Annotated in this window: 9 protein-coding genes; all 9 read right to left on the bottom strand. The window is 61.1% G+C overall.

Features of this window, described 5'->3' with window-relative positions:
* Window positions 1-2182 (bottom strand): DUF6603 domain-containing protein (locus GM79_RS09715; RefSeq protein ID WP_200875597.1); only part of this gene is annotated, 2182 nt, incomplete at its 3' end.
* Window positions 2183-3283: 1101 nt separating this feature from the next.
* The gene (locus GM79_RS24840; protein ID WP_152559930.1) at window positions 3284-5455 is read right to left on the bottom strand and encodes a hypothetical protein; all 2172 of its coding nucleotides are present in this window, start codon (window positions 5453-5455) and stop codon (window positions 3284-3286) included.
* A gap of 730 nt (window positions 5456-6185) precedes the next feature.
* Window positions 6186-7115 (bottom strand): hypothetical protein, encoded by a 930-nt coding sequence (locus tag GM79_RS09705; protein WP_152559929.1) that lies wholly within the window; start codon window positions 7113-7115, stop codon window positions 6186-6188.
* A gap of 95 nt (window positions 7116-7210) precedes the next feature.
* Complete coding sequence (locus GM79_RS09700; RefSeq protein ID WP_051718708.1) at window positions 7211-8155, bottom strand: hypothetical protein; 945 nt, start codon at window positions 8153-8155, stop codon at window positions 7211-7213.
* Between the two features lie 234 nt (window positions 8156-8389).
* Window positions 8390-10777 carry a hypothetical protein gene (locus tag GM79_RS24835; protein WP_035562931.1) on the bottom strand — a complete coding sequence of 796 codons (2388 nt, stop codon included), beginning with the start codon at window positions 10775-10777 and terminating at the stop codon, window positions 8390-8392.
* Between the two features lie 41 nt (window positions 10778-10818).
* The gene (locus tag GM79_RS25770) at window positions 10819-12738 is read right to left on the bottom strand and encodes a hypothetical protein (RefSeq protein ID WP_035562929.1); all 1920 of its coding nucleotides are present in this window, start codon (window positions 12736-12738) and stop codon (window positions 10819-10821) included.
* A gap of 63 nt (window positions 12739-12801) precedes the next feature.
* Window positions 12802-17601, bottom strand: coding sequence for a hypothetical protein (locus tag GM79_RS09685; protein ID WP_035562927.1), 4800 nt, complete (start codon window positions 17599-17601; stop codon window positions 12802-12804).
* 59 nt (window positions 17602-17660) lie between these two features.
* On the bottom strand, window positions 17661-21077 hold the full coding sequence (locus GM79_RS09680; RefSeq protein ID WP_152559928.1) for a hypothetical protein: 3417 nt from the start codon (window positions 21075-21077) through the stop codon (window positions 17661-17663).
* A 948-nt stretch (window positions 21078-22025) separates the two neighbouring features.
* Window positions 22026-22242 (bottom strand): hypothetical protein (locus GM79_RS25420; protein WP_035562887.1); only part of this gene is annotated, 217 nt, incomplete at its 5' end.

The raw sequence follows: 22242 nt of genomic DNA, 5'->3' as shown, positions 1-22242 counted from the left end.
GGGCCGCGGGCCGCGCGGCCTCGACTTGCTGGCCCAGCACCCCGCCCCGTGCCAGCTGCCCGTAGGCCGTGGCGCTTGCCTTGACCTTGGCAAGCGTCGCCCCGCCGCTGGCGCCGCTGAGGAGCTTGTGCTCGTAGTACACGACCCGCAGCGTGGCCCTCTCGTCGGCCACCAGCCCGCCCAGGCGGGCCAGGCGCAGGCCGCAGGGCAGCAGCTGGAAGGAGGGCAGCGAGAGCTTCTGGGCGTCGGTGAGCGCCTGAAACTGGGCGGGGGCGAAGAAATCGCGCACCACCTCCACTCCCTTGTCGGTTGCCACGGCATGGGCCACGCCGCCCACCACCAGTTCCGTGAGGTCGAAGCGCCGGCCCGAGCCCGCGGCCAGCGGGCCGGCCCCGTACTGGCCCAGGGCCACGCCCAGCGGCGCCACGCGCTGGCGCAGCAGCAGCGCCCCGCGCGGGTCGAGGAAGAAGGAAGCGGCCGCAGCGCCCACCGGGCGCAGCACCACCCCGCCGGGCAGGGCCGATTGGGGGGCCTCCACTTCCCAGCTGGCCGGGGCGTCCAGGGCCGCCACGAGCAGGGTTTGCACGTCGGTGGCCGGCAGCGCGGGCTCGGCCTGGCCGCTGCCGAGGGTGGCGTCCACGTCGACGCGGATGCGCACGCCCCAGACGCGGAAGCTGGCGTGGCCCCACAGGTGCCAGGGGCCGGGGCCGGTCACGTCCAGGGCCAGGTGCAGGCTCAGCAGCTCGCGGCGGCCGTAGTAGACGGCCACGCCCGCCGCGACGTGGGCCTGCACGCGGAAGGGGTTGAAGCGGAAGAGCACGTCGAAGCCGAAGTGGCCTTCCACGCGCAGGCCCCGGGCCAGGCGGTAGTAGAGTTCCAGGTGGCTGCCGAACTGCACGGTGTTGGACGTGAGGGCGAAGTAGCTGGCCAGCGTCACGCGCAGGTCGTTGCCGCGCGAGAGGGCCAGGGTGAGGCGGCGCAGGCCGGTGAGGGCCGCGCCGGCCGGGGGCTGAAAGGCGGGGTGGAAGCCGCCGGCCGTGAGGACGAACAAGGGGGTGTCGCCCTGGTAGAAACGAAAGGCGATATCGCCGGTCAGGGCAAAGGCCAGCAGGTGCGAATCACTGAGCGTGGCATCGAAGGCGGCCCGCTTGGCGCCGAAGTCGACCGTGCCCAGAAAGTCGGCCCGCAGCTTGAGCCGGTCGTTGGCCTTGCTGGGCAGGGTGGCTTCGAGCACCCCCAGGATGGCGATGCGCACGGGGGAAGGCAGCTCGATGAGCAGGGCCACGTCGAGCGTGATTAAGGACGTGGGCGTGCCCCAGCCCAGGCGGGCCAGCAGGCCAATCACGTAGCGGCCCTCCGTGGCGGGGAAGGCGGCGTCGACCAGGGCCAGGGCGGCGGCCGGGTTGTCGAGCACGTTGGCCGGAAACAGCAGCTGGTCGAGGCGCCCGCCCCGCACCAGGCCGCGCAGGTAGTCGGTGTCGGTGGCGCGGTTCACGCCCAGCAGGCCACCCAGGCCGTTGAGGGTGAAGCCCAGCCCGAGCTGAATGGGGTTGAAAGTGGCCGTAATCAGCAGCAGCAGCGAGTAGGCGTCGGGGTTGCCCGGCAATTCGGTTTGCAGCAGGCCCAGGGCGTTGAGGTTGATTTCTTGCCCGGTAGTCTTGAGTTTAAGGTTGGCGACTCCGGCGTATTGGTGGTAGGCTGGGTCAAGAAGGAGGTAACCGCCGCCTGTAAGAGTGTCGGTGTTAACTACGATGCTTACGCCGCTAGGCACTTTTACGGCGATGTCGGTCGAGAACGGCCCTATGGCGCCCCCGTCGGGGTCATATTTGAGACCTGCTTTCATGCCAACTCCGCTCAAGCCAACCCTTATTGGACCGAGGTCAGCTACGAGCTCAGTCACCACCGTGAGGTAGGTAAATGAATTAGCAGTATCCACCACAAAGGACACGTTGTTAAGTTGCACCGGTCCCAGCTTGATATTCTTTATCTGCTTGGTCTGCAACCCGCCCGCTGCGTCAAAGTAAAAGCCCCTGACCTTGGATAGGCCCACGCTCAGGTCGGTTCTAAAGTTGAAATTCTCTAATACCTGGCTCAAAAAGGAATCGTTGTCGCCATCTCCAGAGGCAAAGCGCAGGGCATTTATTTTAAATTCGGTGTAAAGGTCGGAGGCAGAATTATCCAACGTAGCACCTATTTTCCACGCAATTGATTCATAAGTCAGCTGGGTGTTGCCAGGCGTACGCAGCAATACCGTTTGGTTACCAGTCCTCGAAGAGGGAGCTCGCACAAGCTCAGCTTCCAGCTTGCCCTGTATAGTGCTGACCGAGCTATTTAAACCCTTTATAACGAGGGACTGGTCTGGAATAACCTGGATGCCGATACCTTGGCTTAAGTTCACATTACCCGTAAGCAGCAGCGAATACACTTCACTGAGCGCAATCTTTTCGTTAGTTAATCCTGCCGTGCGCGCCGTCAAGGCTAGCCCTTTGTAGCCACCGTTTACATCAAGCACGGGTAGTAGACCTAGGCCAAAGAAGAATTTACCGAGGTTGGTCGACGTGTTTAGCACATCGACATTCAATGCGCTGATGTATGGGAGTGACGGCAGCGTATCTGATGTTACGCTGGACAATAGCTCATAGTCAGCTTCTCCAAGTGCAACGGGCCAACCAAGCCGGTACAGCATATCAGCCATGACCATCACTAGCTTATCATAGATAAAGTGCGTGCCTTGCCACCCATAAATGTTGCGCCATAAAGCGCCGGGGTCGCTAATTACGTCAGCTAGAAGTACCAGATTGAAGCTTTTGCGCATGAATGGAGGGCGGTCGCCACTAGCCGGCACAAATACGCTATCGATAAGCCCAATTCCTTGCAAAACTCCATACAGCTTAGGGTACTTAGTCGCTAGATAATCGATGATAAGAAAGCTAACTAACTGCTTGGGAAACTCCGCCTTGAAGGCAGCAGCGTCAAAGGAAAACGTATAAGAGGTAGTTGAGAGAGCTTGAATAGCAGCAAAAACTGCTGCTAAATTCTCTTCTACTGTAATGATTACACTCAGAGTAGGTTCGGCCACCAAAGACTGCACGCTCGTTTCAAGCTGCGCCAGTAGCGGCAGCAGGTCAGCTATCGGTGTGGGTATTTCGTCTAATTCCCACCCTAGCTGCTGCGCCAAGCTTTGGAATGCCTCATCACTGCTTAATTTTTCTTGCAGCAAGGAAAATAATTGCCCGACTTCCCGTAGCAGATTGGTAGTGGTTCCGGTTGCTTCCATGACAAATTAATAAGCTCTGCTGTCGTAAAACCCGTCCAGCTCCGCCAGCTTCGTGGGGTTTATTTTGTTGACCAGATAGTACTGGCACACATAATTAAAGGGCAATACCGTTGTTAGAACCCCTAGTGTGTCCACTTCATTGGCAGCGCGCATTTTTGAAAACCCGTTAGAACGGTAAGCAGCACAGTTATATTCTCCACCGCCCTCATATATAGCAATTATTCTGTAAGGAAATGCTGATATACCTGCCGTAATTCCCCGATTAGCCAAGTCCGTGGTCATTGCTTTGATAAACGCATTACTATTTGCCGTTGGGTCTTGTTGCGCGCTAGATGCCTGACCACAATCAATCACATCAGGCGTGACTTTGAAGGTACTTGTCTTTAATAACTGGGCCACTTGCTCTGCAATCAAACGCATTTTTATCGCGGCGGGCGGGGGCGTGGCGGTGCCGGGCGTGGTGCTTGGTAGCAATGCAGGATAGTACCGTGGTACGTATATGACGTCTCCTTTTGTAATAGCTAGGGAGGCAGGACTAGTAGGTAGGACCCCCTCCAGCACCAGTTGAAAATAAGCAGCGGTAGGGATAGCGGGGGGGGGAGGATTGGTTGCTGTCATCAGCACCACATCCTTCAGCAAAACAGGATAAAGCAGCGTCGTGTCGATGGCACCTGGTAGGAGTGCTCCCTTGCGCACAAGTACAGTGGTGCCCTTTTTACTCAGCCAGTCCTGTCCGGTTTCTACCCGCAGCCTAGTAGTAGGAGTGGTCGCACCGGCTATTGCTTGGGGCACGGTCAAAATAATACTTGACAGTTCCATACGGTCCCAGTTCCAATTAATGGCTGCCGGGTCTTTAACGGTCCCTTGTACTGATACGTAGCTACCGGCGGCCGATGCCGGAGGCGTAATAGTCTTATCAGCCAAAACAGCCACGTTAGTAGCAATGAGCCTTTGGGCTGTAACGATATTCGGAAATCGGTCTACATCCGGGTCAGGAATCGTCAGTGATGCTTTGCCCGATGGATTGTTGCCAAGCACGTTGCCATACTCATCGCCCAAGCCTAAAAGGTGACCCAACTCATGCACAAAAGTGGCCACCCCAGCAGTAGCCGCATTATTTGCTGACGCATTGGCTGCCGCCGCCGCCGCCGCTACCGCCGGCGTAAAAGGAACTGTGGGAGCTGTCGTTAGCGGGGGAGGGTCGGGGAAAGTGATGTCAGTTACAGGCCCTGGTCCGGCCAAATTGTAAAACTTGCGTCCGCCGATAGAAAACATTGTATTTAGGTACTTACGTTTTCGACCGTAAGCAACGCTAACCCCCCCAAAAGTTGGGTCATTCACAATGACACAGACCAAACCTGATGCGGTGGCATCTTTGGAATTTATTCCCCAATCATTACCGGTCATTTTATAACCCTTGGCGGTGTCAGGTGTAGTCAAGGTCCCCAGAATGGCGTTGAATCTGGTAAGGAATCGATTGCCATCACTGCGGTCACCTGCTGTTGGATAATAGCTAGGTCCGCTTACTCCCCAGTCGGCCCTGGTGAGTTCGTTAGGGGAGGCAGTTTCGAGGTTATAAGTACCCTTCACCATGCCAAAGAGTGTGTCCTTCGCATACGTGAACAGCTCCGGCACTTGCCGCCGCCACGCTTGGTAGAGGATTTCGTCTACTTTGTTATCATCGAAATTCTGACTGCCTTTCTGAAGGTTTTTACCTATCCAATCGGCTTTAATACCCGCTAGTAGTGTTGGGGACTGAGAGTTGGGCAGGCCGACAAAAGTCAATAGTTCATTAATAGTGTATAGAGGTGACCGACCATCTATTCGCGTATTGGTAGCACCAACTTGCTCGTATGCAATGGGGTGCGATGGAACTAGATATCCTGTCTGGGTCAGTGCTGACTTTAACGTAATACCGGGCGAGGGGTCATTGCTCAGCCAGTTAGCTGTCCAAAAATCAATAGAATCTTTCAATATATCAAATGGCGAGTGCAAGGCATAAGCTGTGAACTGGTCCTTAATGAATGTCAGCCATGGCTCTACATCTGCTTGACTGGTAAAACCTTCCGTTAGAAAGAGCAATTTTGTTTTCCGCGCCGAGTCAGCTACTGCCCCTGTGTAAAAACGGCGTAAGCGCGGGCGAGCTACCTCGGTACCCGCCACCACATAAATGGTCACAGTTGGAATAGCTGTAGTCCCGGGTAATGGAGATGTCGGCGTAGTGCCTATGGTAACACTTATAGTACCTCTAGCGGATGTTGATTGTGTAAAAGAACTTAGTTGGGCACGGACTACGCCTCCTGTAACTAAAATATCCGAAATCTGGCCGCTGCTTGCGGGAGGAGTAACTGGTGCTGGGGTATAACGAAGTTTAACGTAATCATGTCGGCTCAAATTGGCTACGCTCGTTTGAGGCGCTCCACCCCCAACAGTGCCATCCACGCATTCTGCGTACACTACTACCTCTGCCGAGTCATCCTGCGAATTATTGAAGAGCGTTAACCTTTTATTGCCTAACCAAATCCGTGTTAGGCTGATATGAACAGTTACGCGGAAAATGAGATTGGAGTAGTCAGGTGACGCAGGGACGTTACCGTTAGAAACGCGACAATAAACATCACCGGGAACTGCTCCAGGTGCTACCGTAAAGACGAGCCACATAAACATAGGATTGCTATCTGGCTGCACATCAAATGTGATGAAAGCCTGAGTAGTAGCTCGCGTGTTCTGCAGAGTATCGTAGGTAACACCATTTTTAATAGCGGCTATCTTGGCAGCCACCGAAGTATTCCCAATTAGCCCGATTAGGACACGAGTGCTCTGTCCGACGACTGACGCACCAGCAGAATTCGGCTGTCCATTTATGAAAAGGTGTATATCAGTAGAATACCCTTCTTGAATTATCAATTCATTCATACTCTGATATTATTTCAAACATGGTGGAAGCCCCATTTTTCCCTGAGTTTATAATCTCATAGGAATCAACAGCTTGATAAGGCGTTTGCTGCCGAAACATTCGTTTGTAGCGTAAATCGTGGATAAGGACTCCAGCTCCCATGGCCGAGGTGCGGGAAATCACTAAAGTCTCGGAAAAGTCAGTAGCATTTACATACTTTCTGGTCCACGTCATGATGCCACCGGTATCATTTAGAGAACGTGTACTGCGTACCGACTTGGCGGCAATGTCAATCAGCCAGGACTGGGTCGGCTGGTTAGTATTCCAACGCCGCTGCCCGGGCTGGCGCCGTTCACGCAATTCAATGCGGTATGCGGTTTGGGTGGAGGTCGGTGCCTGCACGTGGTAGCAAGCTACTGTATCACCCAATGTTTCGTAGGAAACGTCCGTTGCGTACAAGGCTACGCCGGTTTCAGTAGCCAAATCAGCCAGCGGATTGAAAAGCTGTCTAATTAATATATTACCAGTTTTCAATCTCCATTCATCCAAATACTGAGTGAATATTTCGACAGAATTCACTCTCCTGTTTTTGATGTCCTGACTTCCAAATAGGTACTTTTCTTTTGAAACCAATAAAGTATCCTTATTTATTTGTTTAAAGAAGAAACATTCTCGGAGTTGCTGGTTAATATCCTGCGTGATGTATTCAAGCAGGTGTTTTTTATTCTTGATGCGCAGGTAATGCCTTACGGTTTGCTTACCCGGCGGTAGAGGTACCGGTTGGTAAGCGTAAGTTGTCTCAAGACGCTGGTAATATGTGTCAGTTATGTTATATAGAGAAGCAGTATTGGGCAAGGCTTGTGCGCACGCTGACCAGCAGCAAAGCCAGACTGGTACCACCAATGTAAATATTTGTGCAACACAAACTTTTCGGTTTTTCATAATACGCAGGTATTATCAGACAAAGATTTTGTTGCCTTGTTAAACAAAAACTACTTATGGCTTTTGTTACAAACTTGTGAGTGTAGCATTGCATGTTAGCGCGTTGTAAGGTAGTTCAGGCGTGAATCCAAAACCCAAACCGAACAAACTGCGCTCCCGTCCACCTCACCCGACCCCCATACTCGAAGTTGGTTGCCCCGGCCTGGCTCATTAGCGGCAACGTCACCGGCTCGCCCTTTCTTGTAGCGCGGTGCTGGGCCGTTTCGGGCACCACGGCGCAGATATGCCCTGGTGCGTTTAGGTTCCTTGCGCTGCCCGCTGATGAGGCACACTTGGCCGGTATTGGCCGCGTTCTGCACCTCGGTCAGGTCCACCGAACGTCGCCCCCCGGAGTCGGGCCCGAACTCCTCCAGCCAATTATAGAGGCTGTTGGCGTTCAACTCCTGCACGGTGGTGCCGTAGGCCGGGTTCACGGCCTGCCCCGCCGCGAGCGCCACCAGCGCCTTGCGCGTCCACCAGACCCGGGGCAGGTAAGCCCCGGCCAGGTCGGCGTAGTCGTGGGCGTAAATGTTGCAGTAGGTTTTGCCCTTCCCGGCGGCGTACCGCGCCGAGCGGCTCACGTGTAGGTAGCCGAGGATAGCACCCAGCTGTAGCGCCCGGTCAGTTGGGGCGGGGCCGGGGCAGCCGGGCTGGTTCGGTTCGGTCAGTCCGTACACCCGCGACCCGTCGCCCGACTGGTTGCGGCGCACCGGGTTGGGACTGCGCAGGCTGGCTTCGGGAATGTTGGGCAGCACCGGTGCCGGCGGGAGCACCGGGGCCGGGTCGGCTTTTTTTAGTAAGAAGGCCTTGATGTAGCCCTCCACGGGCGTGCCTTGCAACTCGGCCCGCACGCGCCGCCAGCCCGCGGGCGGACTCGGGATAATGGACACCTCTTCCACCCGCTGCCCTTGCCGCAGCCGCGTGATGACGGTTTTGGGCACCAGCAGCGGTTGCGAGCGCAGGTTGGCCTCCAGTGGCAGGACCTCAAACAGCTTGGACATGGGGTAGCGCAGGATAAGCGAAAAATGAAAGGGCGATTTCGTAGAACCGGACTAGGTGATGGCGGCGCTGGGACGCACGGCGTATGCTAACAGTTAGTGAAAACGACCTGAACGACCTAACAGAAACTCAGGCCTAACCCTCTAATTATTGCTTACTAAGCCCTAAAAAACAGCAAGCGAGTGAAAGCAGGATTGCTCCGCCGTTGAATACTACAAGTCCTAAGCAAAAGCGATTTAAGCTGTTGTCCAGGTTGCCGTTGTCGCATTAAACTCGATTTTATTGCCTTCTAAGCCAGCGCCCCCGCTGGAGCCGGCAGCCCCTGTCCCGTTACCAACGCCACCGCTGCCGCCTGCCCCCCCAACTACCGAAACAGTGCCGGTGTAGGTTTTAGAGGCATAAACCAGCCGAATAAATCCCCCGCCACCTCCCGCTCCGCCGCCGCCGCCGCCAGTGTTCACCCCCGCGCCGTTGCCGCCGTTGCCGCCATTGCCGCCATTTGCCTCAAACGCACCGGTGCCGGCAATCTGCCCCGCCCAGATGTCCAGCACCCCGCCGCCGTTGCCGCCACTGCCCCCGCCGCCGCCCGTGGCCGCAGTCCCGGTGCCGGCTCCCCCGGCTCCGCCATTCCCGGGATTACCCCCGAGCATCAGGGCGATGCCGTTGGTGAGCACCGGCCGCAAATCATAAACGGGCCGCGCCGTAATGGCAGTGGCAGTTCTACTTATACCCCCAGCGCCCCCCGCGCTCGCGCCGCCGCCGCCACCTGCTGTCGAGCCGCCCCCGCCGCCAATTATACCCGCTGCTTGCGGGGCCGCACCGCCCGCTGTTGCGGTGGCAGCTCCTCCGGCCCCGCCTCTGCCACCGGCGCCTGCTTCGGTGCCAACCGCCGCCGCTGGTGCCGCAGCCCCAGCCGCAGCGGTCGCTGACAAGCCGTTGTTACCGCTGCCCCGAATGATGCCGCTATTGTTTAAGGTGCTCTGTACAAATAGTTTGTGCCCGTTTACATTCAAGACTGTATTTTCCGGAATGGTGAGTTCCGTGAGGTAGGCGGTGCGAATCATGGTGTAAACGGAACCACTGCGGGTAGCCCACGGTACGGTGATAGCACCCAGCGTGGCCGGACCGTCCGCGCCCGCGCCAAAATCGACCGGCACTGAAATACCTGGGCTTCCGCCAATGCTTCCGGTGGCATAGACCGTCCCATCTGCCAAAACCCCCAGGCCACTCCCAATTTTGATGCCCCCCAGTGTGCTGGTCGTGGCCACCGCGAGCGCCCCAACGGTGGGACGCTGGTCATCCACCACTACCCCCAGGCTTTGCAAATGAGCAATGCCGTAAGCAGTAGGCAGGGTGGTGTTACCACGGAGAATAAGCGTCGACCCGTTGCCGACGGCAATGATGCTGCCGCCAATAACCGTGACGTCCGTAAGGGTGACCGTATTGGTGCTTTTTAGGCAGTAAATGCCTCCATCAACCGGCCGCAGCGTTAAATCAATGACGTACTGTTCAATCTCCAGCGTCGCCTGATGTAGCAGCTTGCCCATTAGGCACCCGGCCGATTGGAGGGTGAGCCGCCCGTTGCGCAGCCTGGCTACGGACGTGTTGGTCACGTAGACGCCCCAGGCGATGCCGCCTACCGTTAGGTCGCCCACCAACTCGTAGCTGAACCCCCCCACGCCGATAATATTAATCCCTATCCATGGGGCCAAGGTCGCCAAAGCGCTAACACTACCCTCATGATAATAATTGCCTGAGCGAATGAGCGCGCCCCCTCCACCATTAATACCGCGTAGATGCAAATTCAACAGCCGGTACTGACCGGCGATGCCGGCAGTTGTATAGAAAGCGTAGGAGCCAACTGCTGTCAGCACGGAACCGTAACCGTATACTTCGCCGGCTCCGCTGCTAGCGACGCCGAGGCAATCCTGCGAGTTTATCGCCGTGATGGGAAAGCCCCCTAAGTTCACGTTGGACCCTCCTTTGATGCGGCAAAGCAGGGTGAATTGGTTCGCAAAGGGCATGTTCACCGGGGCCGTGATGTAAACGTAGTCGCCCGCCTCCGCATCGTTGAACGCGCGGACGACGGCATCGTCGGCGTTGTCCATTGCCAGCGTGCCGTTGCCCGTGTAGAATACTTTGCTACGGTCGGCTTTAATCAGGATGGCTTTATTGGTGGTCAGGTCATCAATTCCAGACAGCGCATCGGTGATGGCCTTTTGCGTCATGCCGCCATCGGTATTTTGACCAGTCGCGGTATAGAAGACGGGGCTTTTGCCGATTTCAACGAATTGGGTCCCTCCCCAACGGTATTGCTGGTTGGTATCCAACGTCAGGTAAATCTTACCGGCCTCACCAGTGCCGGGCAACGCATCAAAGCTTTCAACTTCTAAAACGTCATCGACGTAGCTGGGTAGCTGGCTGCTGGGAACGCGGCCGCTGGCATCTAAGTCCGCTTTGGAAGTTGCGGCCACCGCGGCCTCCTGCGGCAGTGTGGTCAGTTCCTTGGCAATGCTTTTGAGCACGTTGCCGAGGCTGAGAGCCGTCGTTTTGCCCTGCGGTCCGTCGGAGTGGACCGCCGTATTGATTTCGGTAACGAGCTGGTCGAAGTCTTTGAGCGCCATGGTTTAGGGGTAATTGAAGTAAATGAATGGGAAAGGAACGGTTACTGCGGCCCCGGTTTGAGCTGGTCAAAGGCCAGCCCGGAACTACCACCCGGCTGGGCCGGCCCCCGGTGGCGGCCAAACCACAGCACCGTGCGGCCATCGTACCAGCGCACGCGGTAGCAGCTGCCGTCCACGCGCACGCCGGAGGGCGGAATTTCGTGCTCGTGCAGGCGGTACGGCGCATTGGGGTTAAGTTGCAAAAGGGCCGTGCGCGGCTGCACCACCGCCTCGGGGTCCGCCTGGTCGAGGCTTACCCCCTGGCGCGGCAGCACGCCCTGCTCCAGCACGGTCAGGCCCGTGGCGTTGTCGAACATGGGCACGAAGGGCAGCCAATTTTCCGGCACTGAACTGGCCAACTGGTACGTGTAGGCCGGCGGGTCGGCAGCCGGTACCAGCACTGCCGCCGGTACCAGGCGGCGCAGCGTCTCGGCTACCTGGGCAGCGGCAGAGGCGCCGTCAAGTCCCCCCGCGAAGCCATCCGACACGATGCTTTCCACGGCCCATACCACGTTGGTGGCTTCCTCGCGGCGAAAGCTGACTTGTTCCACCGGCCGGCTCACCAGCGGGGTCAGGGCCGCGGCGGGCACGTAGAGCTGCGGGGCGGCCGCCGGCCCCGCGTGGGCGGGGTCGGTCTGGGCAAACAAGCGCCAGCGGGTGGCGTCGTTGTCGATGAGTACGTCGGTCTCTTCCTCGGCCAGCTGCCCTGCGCCGGCGGGCTGAATGGCGTAGCGGTACCCAAACACGTCGGTGACCTCCAGCCGCTGCACGGCGCAGACCGAACCCACGGGCACCGCATAGGGCACTGAAAACCAGTCATTTTGGTAGAGAAACATGAATTCCTGGAGCAGCATCCGGCCCCAATCCGAGGGGTCGCCGGTAACCTGGCCGAAATCCACGCGGCGGTCCTCAAATTCCCACCAGCGGGCGGCCGGCGCACCCGGAAACTGCACTTCGGTGGGCAGAAACTTCTGGCTGACGGGGGCGGGCGGGGCCGCCGGGGTGCCAGCGGGCGCCGGACGCTGGTCCACGGCGTACCAGGGCAGGGTGGCCCCGCCGGGGTAGTGGGTGGCGCCCAGCCCCGTCGCACCGGCCGTCCCCACGGTAAAAGAATAAGCCATGTCCTCGGTTGACCAGCTGGTGCTGTCTTCGCCCAACAGGTACAAGCGGTGAAAGGCCAGCACGAACTGCCGCGCCTGCGTGTCGAGGGAGGTCTTGCCCACGAGGGCAGTGGCCGGGCCGGCCGCGGGAAAACCAGTGGTCAGGGATAGCCCCTCAACGGCCTGGGCTAGGAGTTCGCTGTCGCCAAAGACTGCCAGTAGCGCGGTCCGGTGGGGCGCGAGCAGGGCCTGGTACAGCGCGTAGCCATCCAGTGCGGTCGCGCCGGCGAGCTGAAGCAGCGCCAGCGCCTCGCCCGTGGTGGCTTCCTGGGCGTAGGCCACCGGCGCTTCGTCGGCTAGCTGAGCTTTCAACGGATAGGCCGCTGCAAACGCGGCCAGCGCGGCTGCCCGTTCAAGTGGGCTGGCGGATAGTAGCGCGGGGATGGTGCGCAATTGGCGGAGCCAGTACTGGCCCATTTGCAGGCGCAGTCCGACACCAACCACGCGGGGCTGGGCCTCTACTGCCGCCTCCAGGGGCTGGTGGGCGGGCGCGTAAGCCCGGGAAGGCTGACCAGGCAGGGCCAGCCGGCTCAGTGGCTGCTCGCTCACGACCACCTCGGCAACGGCCGGAGTGCCCCGGTCCTCGGCCCGGAACTCGTGCAGCTGCCATTGCCGGGCCAGCAGCCAGGTCGGGTCCCGGATTTCGGCCCGCAACGCCCGGTTGAATTCGGGGCTGCGGGGCCGGGTTTCGAGGCGATTGGCGGCGAGTAGCGCGTGCACCGCGGAGGCGGATAGCGTGGGTTCAATAAAGGAATAAGCCATGCGGGGTAGTGATTTGGAAAGGGGAATGGCCGGCAAACCGACGGAAGAACGGTTGACCGGCGTCTACACCAGCAAGGGCTTTTCATTAAAGCCCGCCTTGCCATTGGTGCGGCCCAGGTCGAGGGTAAAGGTGACGGCCTGTTGGGCCACGGGTGCAACCACGGCGGGCAGCACGGTGGACAGCGGCGTAAAAGCCAGGGAATCCGGCTCCACGGTGCGCTTTTTAGCCAGGTCCAGCGTCTCGTTCACGGCTCCGAGCAGGTCGTCGATGGTCCACGTGGTCGGGTTGCTCCGGGGCGATACCACCAGCAGCATGGTTTGCGGGGCTTCGGAGTTGGGCTGGTCGTAGTGAAAGGTGAGGGACGTGGACTGCGTGCCTTGAGGAAGTGTTTCTGTCGGAGACGGCGGGCCTGGAATTGTGGCCTGGGGCAGGGTTTCGGTCCATTCGTCCAGCCACAGCGCACACTGGTCCCCGGTGGGGTCGTAGGCATCGGGCAGCCATTGCACGAGCGAGAGCGCATCGCCGGGGGGGGCGTAGGTGCGGGGCCAGCTCAGGCCCAACCAGTACTCCTCGGGCTGAGTGGACAACGCCGAAAGCGTAGAAAACTGCGCGGGCCGCAACGGAGGCAGTGCCGGGGCCTCGGGGTCTAGCAGGTTTTGAATGAGCAGCACTTTGTCGAGCTGGTTCATCGGCTCGCGGACCGCCCCCAGGCCGTGCAGCCATTCCAGTAACGCCAGTGGCTGGGCCTCGTGATGCCGCAGCAGGCTGGCGGCTGCGGCCGCCGAGGTGGCGGTGACGTATTGCTGTTTCGTATCGGGGTCACCAAAAGCAATTTCCACGTCGGGCCGGAAAGCGGGGCCGAAAAGCGCGGCGGCTTGTTGCAGGCGGGCGGCCACGGTGATGCTCGTGGCGGGCGCGATGGGCTGGATGGCCACGCCTGCCGCGTCCAAACGGGTGCGCACGGCTTGCCGCACGGCCAACGTGGCGCTGTTCAAATCAGCTCCCGGGGCCAACGCCTGGAAGGCTTCCGGCAGGCCAAACAAGGCGGCCTTGTAAAAATCGGCCAGCGCCAGCGGCGTGGTTACCTGGGGCGTGGGGGCCAAGCTAGTGAGTGCGGTCTGGCTCGCGGTCAGCCGCGCGACCAGGTCGTTGCTGTTAATGCCCGCGTCCTCGTTGTTGTCAATCAGGCCGCTGGGCGCCTGCAGGTCGCGGAGCCGGGCCGGGCGGGTGCTCCCCACCAGCTGGCGCAGCCGGGCCAGTAGGGGCAGCAGCCGGCGCAGGGCCGCTACCCCCGTACCCAACGCGTAGTTGACTGCTAACCGGGCATCGTTGGGAGGGCTTTCCGTGTTCGGAATGGCCGTTGAGTCCTCAACCGCATACACCAGTAGCCGGTCCAGGTCCGAACCGTCCTGCATGGCCTTGTCGTCCAATAAATAGAGCAAGTCGATTGGCTGCAGGCGCATCGCGAACAGTGTGGCCGTCCCCGTGTTTTGCGGCACCCACTCGCCGGAAGCCCGTCGGTATCCCACGGCAAAGCTTACGTCGTTCGGATTGGGAAAAAATTGCGCCAGCCAAGCGTTGAGGCGCGGGGCGGCGGCGGCCCGCGGCGTAAGCATGGAAGTTGACGCGGGCCACTGCTGCAACGTGGACGCCGCCGGCAGTTGCACCAGTACGCGCTGGGTAAGCGTGAGGCTGCGCTGGGGCGGGTGCACGACATCGGGCTGCACGGCAAACTGCCCCTTGGCCACGCTTTCGAGCACGGCGGCGGCGCGCTCGGTGTTGCCCCGCGCGGCCTGGTAAATACCTTCGCTCACGGCCAGGTCGCCCAGGGCGTCCAAATCATCGGTGAGCTGGGCCACCAACGCCACCACGAAAGCGGCGAGGGCCGGGTCCGTGGCCGCGCCGGGCACGTCCACGCCGTAGGGATAGGTTTTGCGGATGGCGGCAGCGCGCAGCAACGCCGCGCCGTCGGTAACCTGGCGGGCCACCTGCTCGGGCGGTAGGCCCTGCGGGCTGCCCTGGTCCGCGCCGGGGACCGGGGTGTGCTCCTCGGCCAAAGGGAAAGCGGCCCGGAACGGCTCCACGAAGCTGCCGTACCGCTGGCCGTTGCTGGCCAGGCCGTCGTGCTGCTGCAGGGCCCGCTCGAAGCTTTGCCCCAGCAGCGTGCCCAGTGAAAGGCCACCCCGCAGGCCCTCAAGCAGGGACAGGGCGGCGCGCACCCGGCGCGACGACAAGTCCACGGCCATGCGTCGGGTAGTGAGGTCGGTGGGGCTGGCGGCAAACTGACGCGACTTGTAGCCCTGGCGCAGGATGGCAGCCGCCGTGCCGTGCGTCGGGCTGGGCGCGTGGATGTAGCCCAGGTTGTCGGGGTCGTCGCGGGTGCCGGCGGCATTGGCCACGGAGCGGTCGGCCGGTTTCAGGTCTTCCAGCCACCCGAAGGCCCCGAGGTGGCTTCCTTCGGGGGACGAGGTCTTGCGCAGGTCGGCCAGGCGCTCGGCCACCGGGGCCAGGCGCCAGGCGTCAAGGCGGTAGCTGCCCAGGTCCAGGTGCTCGGCCAATAGCCGCTCCAGGCGGGCGGTGGGCAGCAGGGCCAGCTGCTCCACGCCCGCCAGATAAGCAGCCAACGGCGTGCCCGCGGCCCGCAACTCCTGGTGGAGGGCCTGCCCGTTCACGACGTCGTACAGCCAGGCCCAGCGGGGTTTTTGGTTGGTGCTAAGAATGTTAAACAGCTCATCGTCGGCTAGCTCACCCGGAGACAGGGTTGGGCCGTTCGTGAGAAAATAGGCTTTCGCGGCCGCCCAGTATTCGAGCAAGACCGCCTGGCGCAGCAGGTAGTAGAATAGGGCATTGGGTGGTACAAAATTCGTGCTGTTGGCCGCGAGCAGGGAAGTGAAGTTCTCCAGGCGAATGGCATCAAACGAAGCCGTGGCCAGCCAGTGAATGTAATTCTGGCTGGTCGTCACGCCCCGAAACGCGGCCACCGGCTTGGTTTCCGACAGTGGCTCGTCATCCAGTAGCACTCCTTCGTTCCGGCGCCGGCCCGGCTCGTCGGCAAAGGCGTCGGCCAGTTTCGTGAAGGTACTCTGAAAGGTGTAGCCGAAGATGGGCGGCGCCGCCGCCGGCGTCCCGCCGGCCGTGCGTTGCAGTCCCGCCGCGTTGGTCGGGTCCAGCAGCCTGGCAAATTCCTGGTAGAGGGGATTCTGCGTGGGATCGTAGCGGCCGGTATTGCGGGCCGAATCGGCCCAGATTTGCGTGGTGGTACCGCTCACGGCCTGGGCATCGGCGTTCAATGCCTCGGCCATGACGGGGCCGATTAAGTAGCGCTGGTAATACTCGGTAGACGTGGCCTCGAGCCCCAGCGTGGTGAGCAGGTTGGTCCGGTCAGCGGGTGCCGCCGCAAAGCTGGCCGCGGCACCCCCGGCTGTTACTTGCGCAGGACGGGTGGGATAGAGCTCCTGCTGTGGGTTCAGGCGTTCCGTCCAGACGGCATCGAGCTGACCCAGCACCGCTTGCAGCTGCATGGCGTAGGCGTGGTTGGGAAGCAGCGGGTCTACTTCCCAGGCCGAAAACCGGGTGGTGGGCAGCACGCCGTAGGGTTGGACGCCCACGCGCAGGGCCGGGGTTACTCCCCGCGCCAGCACGTAGGTTTCGAAGAACGTACGCGTCCAGGCCAGCGCATCGGTTGAGAGCAGGGGCCGGAGCATCTCCTCCAGAAAATAGCCGTAGGTGGCTGGCCACAGCGCCCGATTTAGCGCCTGGGCTTCCCGGGCGTCGGAGGCCCCGGCCCCGGCCAGGGGCGGTACGAGGCCCGGGGCCAAGCCCAGGGCGCTGGCCAGGTGCTGGCCGTCGGGGCGTGCTGTGAAGGGCGTAGTCGCCGCGAAGCTGGCCGGTTGGGAGAGCAATTCGAAGGAGCCTTCGGCATCGGTATGCTCCTGCGAGCTGTAACCGGCGGCCACGGCATCGGTATTGTTGGTCGGAGTGCCCTGGGGTACCAACTGGAGGCCATCGGTGTAGCAATGGTCCCTGAGCAAATTCGCCAGTGTTTCCTGACCCGCGGTGGCCCCACCGGCCCGTACGCCCAGCACCACCAGGCGGGCAAAGCCCTGTTCGTACTCGGCCGGGGACAGGGGCACACGCACGGCCATGCCCGTGGCCACGGCCTCATCGAAATCTACCGTCCACTTGTTGCCGGCGTCGACCCCGCCGATGTCGGCCTGGTCGTGTTCGGCCTGCGGGTCAAGTCCCACCGCGAGCCCCGACTGGGCCAGTGGGTTACCTTCCGCAACTTTGGTCAACTGCAAAAAATCGGTGGTCGGCCGGGGAATGGCCTGGGCATCGTAGGGCCGGGCAGCAGCGTACAGTAAATCTTTCACCGGCCCTTCGGCCACCTCGCTCAGCGAAGCGGCCTTGGTGTAAAGCAGGACCGAAAAATGGTGCGGCAAGCCGCGCGCCTCGGCCGCGCGCGCCCACCGGTCTTCGGCGGGAGGCAGCAGGGGCTCTTCCGGCAGGTTGGGTACCTGGTCGTGGTAGTCGGCCGGCACGGTCTGGCGCAGTATCCACCGCGAGCGGGGCACCCCGAAACGGGCCACCAGCGCCCGCCAGTGGGCGAGGTCGTGCAAGCCTACGGCCGTGGGGGCGGCGGGCGCCAGGGCCCAGTACTGCGCGCCGGCTTCCTGCTCCGTGGCCGTAAGAGCGGCCTCGTGGGTACTGATGCCCAACTGGTCGGGGTAGATGCGCACGCGCAGCTCATGGGTATCGGGGGTGGGCTTGGCGAATTTTACCTGTACGCTCACGGGCAGTAGCAGCACAGGGAAATGGGCATCGAGGCTGCCGGGCAGCGCGGGAAGAGTCGGTACGGGCATGGCAGGCCGAACGGCAAGGAAAACGGTTAGAGAAAGAAAAGCGGGGGTATCGACAAAAATCAATCAATCAGTCCGCTCAGGGGGATGGAGGCCATTATCGGCTCCTGAAACAAGGCATAGGCCACGGTAGCGCTGTCGGTGAGGTAAGCGACCGGGCCTGGTTCGGCCGTGGCGTGGGGCCGCCCGCTGGGGCTGATGGTGACCACGCTGCCGGGTTCCGTGCCGAGGTATTGCCACGAAAAGTCATTCCAGCTCAGGGGGTTGGCAATGGGGGTTTGGGCTGAATCGGCGGCCGGGGCAAATTCATCCAGGCCGAACTTGGGCTGGCCGGGCCGCTCCATGAGCACGAGGTGGTGGTCGGTTTTGGCCCTTGCCTGTTTCACGTCAAAGGTGACGACGACCAGGTCCTGCCCCACGGCCAGGCGCTGCAGGGGATACAGCATCAGGCCGGGGTCAGCGGTGGCTTCGGTTTTTAACTGCAAGGCCAGCACCAGGTTGGGGTAGCGGCGCAGCAGCTCCGAGCGCACGGCCATGCGCAGCGGATTGGTCACGCGGGGGGGCAAATCGGGCGAAGTAAGCAGGCTGAGGTCCGGGGCATTGCTGCCCAACGCCCGGCTAATCCACTGGTCGAGGGGCTTGATGTCGAGCATGGCCGCCTCTTCCGCCGCACTGGGGGTCTGGTCGGGAGCGAGCGTGGTGTTAAAGTGCTCACTTACGTCCCAGAACTGCTGAAAAAAGGTGCCGCGCACATCCACCGGAAAACCGCGCCAGAGCAGCTCTGACCCCAGGGCATGGTTAAGGCCCACCATGTAGGCTTCCAGAAACGCCCGGTTCACGTCGAGCACCGCCACGCCGCCGGCCGGAAACGCGCCCAGACCCGGTACGAACAGCTCGGGGTGCCGCCGCCGCAGGGCCTCCCCCATCGGGTCCTTAAACACGGGGGTTACTTTGGCTTGCCGGATGACGGGCAGTCCGGCCGGTGCCGCCAACGTGGGGGCTGGCGTAGGGGCCGCCAGCGCTTCTGGGGCAAAATTAGTGGGAGCAGGTTCTGATGAGGCGGCGAACGGGTACTCTTCCGGCTGGAAATCGCCGGATAGAAGCGCGTCCGGCTCGTCAAAATCGCCTACGTAAAAGTCGTTCGCGTTGAAATCTAGGGCATCAAAATCGCCAGTAGCCACGGGGGAAGGCACGTCCACGAGCGGCGATGCTTGCTTGATTCGCACTGCAAACACGGGGCCCGGCTCGGTGCCCACCACTACGTCGGCCTTGATGGCATCGAGGGGCAGGGCTGGACGCACGTACTGCGGTTTGTCGAAATGAACGACATCTTCTTCAGCCAGCAGCAGGCTCGGGTCGCGGGTACGGAAACCCTCGTAAGCCAATCCAAAGCGGGTATTCGCGTCGCCGGTCAGGGCCGGCGATTGCAGCGGCCGACCGCTGGCCAAAAGCGCATCCACTTCGTCGTCCAAAAACTGGTAGGCCCGCACCTGTTCGTTCCGCTCCGGCGCGGCCGTGAGTTGCCCCGCAACCAGTTGGCTCAGCACCGCATCACGCTGGCGCAGGGTGGTGCCAGTCTGCCGTAAATCGCTGGTTACCTGAACCGGAGCTGGCTGCGTAGGACGCAGTGGTCGGCCGGCCTCCCCTACCTGGTAGTTGCCAAACGGCTTCATGATGCGCCGGAACGTGGCGCTGAACGCGGCCAGCGGCGCACTGCTGCGCCGGATGGTCTCACGCACCGTCACCTTGGCCACTGCCGGTGCCTGTGGGTCTGCGGCGGCGCTTACCCGAATCCGGCTCAGCGCCAGCCCGGTGAGGTGCAGGCCGTAATCGGCCAGGACGGGCCCGGAGCTGGCAGCGGAACCCGAATCCTGCGGGGCGCCGGCGCTTAAGCTGTTAGTGCCTCTGGCGGCAGAAGAAGACGCCGAAGTGTTGGGGTCAGCAAGAGAACCGCCGGCTCCCACAGCCGTCGCCGCTACCAAGGGCAAGTGCTGGTCGCGCAGGCCGGTGGTGGTGCGCAGGCCGTACTGGGCCCCGCGCAGCTTTTCGTTGGCCAGCAAGATGTCCTGCACCTGCTCCCAGGCCCGGCGCACGTATTCCTCCTGGTTATCCTGCACCACCTGGGCCCCGAGGGCGGCCAGCGCCCGGTAGCGCGGGTCGAGGTTGAGGGTGTGCTTCCAGCTGCTGGCCACGGCCACGGTCGGCGGCAGCAAATCAGGGGTTACCATGTACGCCCGGCCGTAGAGCGGCGGCGTGACCACGGGACGGCTCCCCACCCGGCGGCCGGGTACGAGCTGAGCGTGCAGGTACTGGGCGACGGCCAACTCCTGGGTGGCCGCGGTCGCAGGGGCCGGGGGAGCCGCCGCGTCCACGAGCAGGGCCGGCATGGGCAGCACGTAGCTGGCGACGGGCGTGCGCACGTCCAACCCGGGAGCCGGGGCGGTGCTAGTGGTTCCGTTAGCCGGATGTAGCTGCGTGACCAGCGACTCAAAATCCTCCTCGCTGCCAGTCGCAAACTTCCACTGGAAATACACCGGAAACGAAGTATCCGTGGTAGCCGTCGGGGCCGGAATGGCCGATTTACGTACGTCGTTGACGTCGAAGGGCAGGCCCAGCCCAGCAAGGCGGCCGGCTTCTATTGCCGGGACCAAAAAAGCCTGGTAGGCGGTGTCGGCCTCCAGCCGCCGGGGGCACAGCACCCGCGAATAGGCTAGATCAGGTTGCCGCAGCAAGTCGTCGTTAAGAAACTCATCAATCTGGAGTCCGGTCGGCAGCGTAGGCGGTCCCACTGGCGGCGTGCCGCTGGCCGGGGTGCCTAAGCTTTTGTTCACCTGCACATGAGCCCACAGCTTTTGCTGCTCTGGGAGGGTACTGGGGTACACGTGCGTCGCAGCTGTGGTGCTGGCCTTCACCTTGACGCTGGGCAGGGGCTGGCCCGCCAATGGCAGCGCCTCGAACTCGTCGGCGCGCAGTACCAGCAGCATGCACCAAGGTAGCGGCGCGGCGGCAATAGCCTCAATGGCTGCGGTAGTAGCGGTCGCCGCGACAGCCGCCACTGCCGCAGCCTTAAGCGTGCTATAGCGCCAGGGCAAGTCCTCTTCCTTGAAGTCGATAGCGGCCAGTTGCAGCGGTGAGAATCCCACGGCTTCAGCATGGGGTACGGTGGCTAGGATAGCCCGTTGGTTAATGCCCACCACGTCGCTGGGGCCGTAAATTTCGGCTAAGGTGGCAGCGACCTCCTGGGTTTGGGAAGTAGCTGCGTTGGCATCGATAACCAGCGTCGCGCTGAGGGCTAGCGTTGGGCGCAGGCTGGTAGGTGCTATTGGCTGCATCAGGGCCGCATTGCCCAACGAAGGCTGCACCCATGGCAGGAACGTCAGATGGTCGCCGATTTCAAGGTCGGGCGGGTCGATTATTACAGTAGGATTAGGAACGCTGGTGCCACGCGGGAAAAAGCAGGTGGTATTTGAAGAGCTCAAGACGATGTCAGCAGCCGCCTGAGCACCAGTACCAGCGACTACTTCGTAATAACCCGGCAGTACGCCTACTAATGTGAATGGGTAATTCCCACCAGCAGGCCCAGTGTCTTGAAAATTTTGGACGTATGCTACCTGTCCATCCTGTAGCAGTTGCACGCGCACGTAGGCTGAGCCAGCGTCCTTAATACGGCCTGTCACAGTGCCATCGCTCAAGCCGCTGCCCGTGGGAGCATTACCGGTCAAGTCGGTTAGCTCCAGATTGCAAGCAACTGGTGGGGCGGTACCAGTGGTCAGGTTAACGGAATTGAGATACGCATATTGACAGGGTGGAGTCGCGCTATCTTTAATGATAATGGTATACTGACCAATGGGTAGGTTGGATATCTGGAAAGTGAGTTGCGATGCCGTATCCTGCACGCTTCTTTCTACCGGAAACTCTACGAATGGCCCCGCGCCATTAAGCTGGTATAGCAGGGGTGGCACGTGGGGTTGCAGGCCATAAGCAATGACCTCAATGGTGCCGGCAATCAGATTTCGGTTGCTATCGCGCGCTTCGTGTATTGTAGCAATGCCGAAATTGCAATTAGTCGGCGTTGTAGGGCTTTCACCGCCACTGGTGCTAGTGCTTCGTGTCGCAAATGCCGAGCCGCCGAAATGGTAATTCCATATCACGACGGTATTCGGTGAATCTGAATCAGTATACCTATCAACTTCTCCATCCGCACGGTGCCAGTTGGTAGAATCACCGTCAGTAACCGCATAGGTATTGCTCTGGTCGGTGGCATAAGAGGTATGTAGCCGGTCGTACCATACACTAAAGTATCCGTTACCGTAGTTGTGGCCGGAAGCAAGTTTAATGGGGCCACCGCCGGGAGTGTAAAAAGGCATAGTGTAGGTTCTAACGGGTAAATAGATTGTGAATGAATGGCAGAGAATGATGGAAATATCCTACGCCAGCTCCAGTTGGTACGCGGGCACGACGAGCACTTCCTGAGCCAGGGCCGGGGTGGCGGCCACCAGCCCCTGCCGGTACTGCTCGGCCTCCAGCTGGGTGGCAAAGCGGGCGTGGCTCACCGGCTCGTAGACTTCCAGCGTGGCGGCGTGCACCACCGCGTAGGCGTCCTCGGCCCAACTCACGGCTTGCGCGGCCCGGGCCGCGGGCCGC

The organism is Hymenobacter sp. IS2118 (assembly GCF_000715495.1).
Classification (GTDB): domain Bacteria; phylum Bacteroidota; class Bacteroidia; order Cytophagales; family Hymenobacteraceae; genus Hymenobacter.
This window is presented reverse-complemented; position numbering and strand designations above follow the sequence as displayed.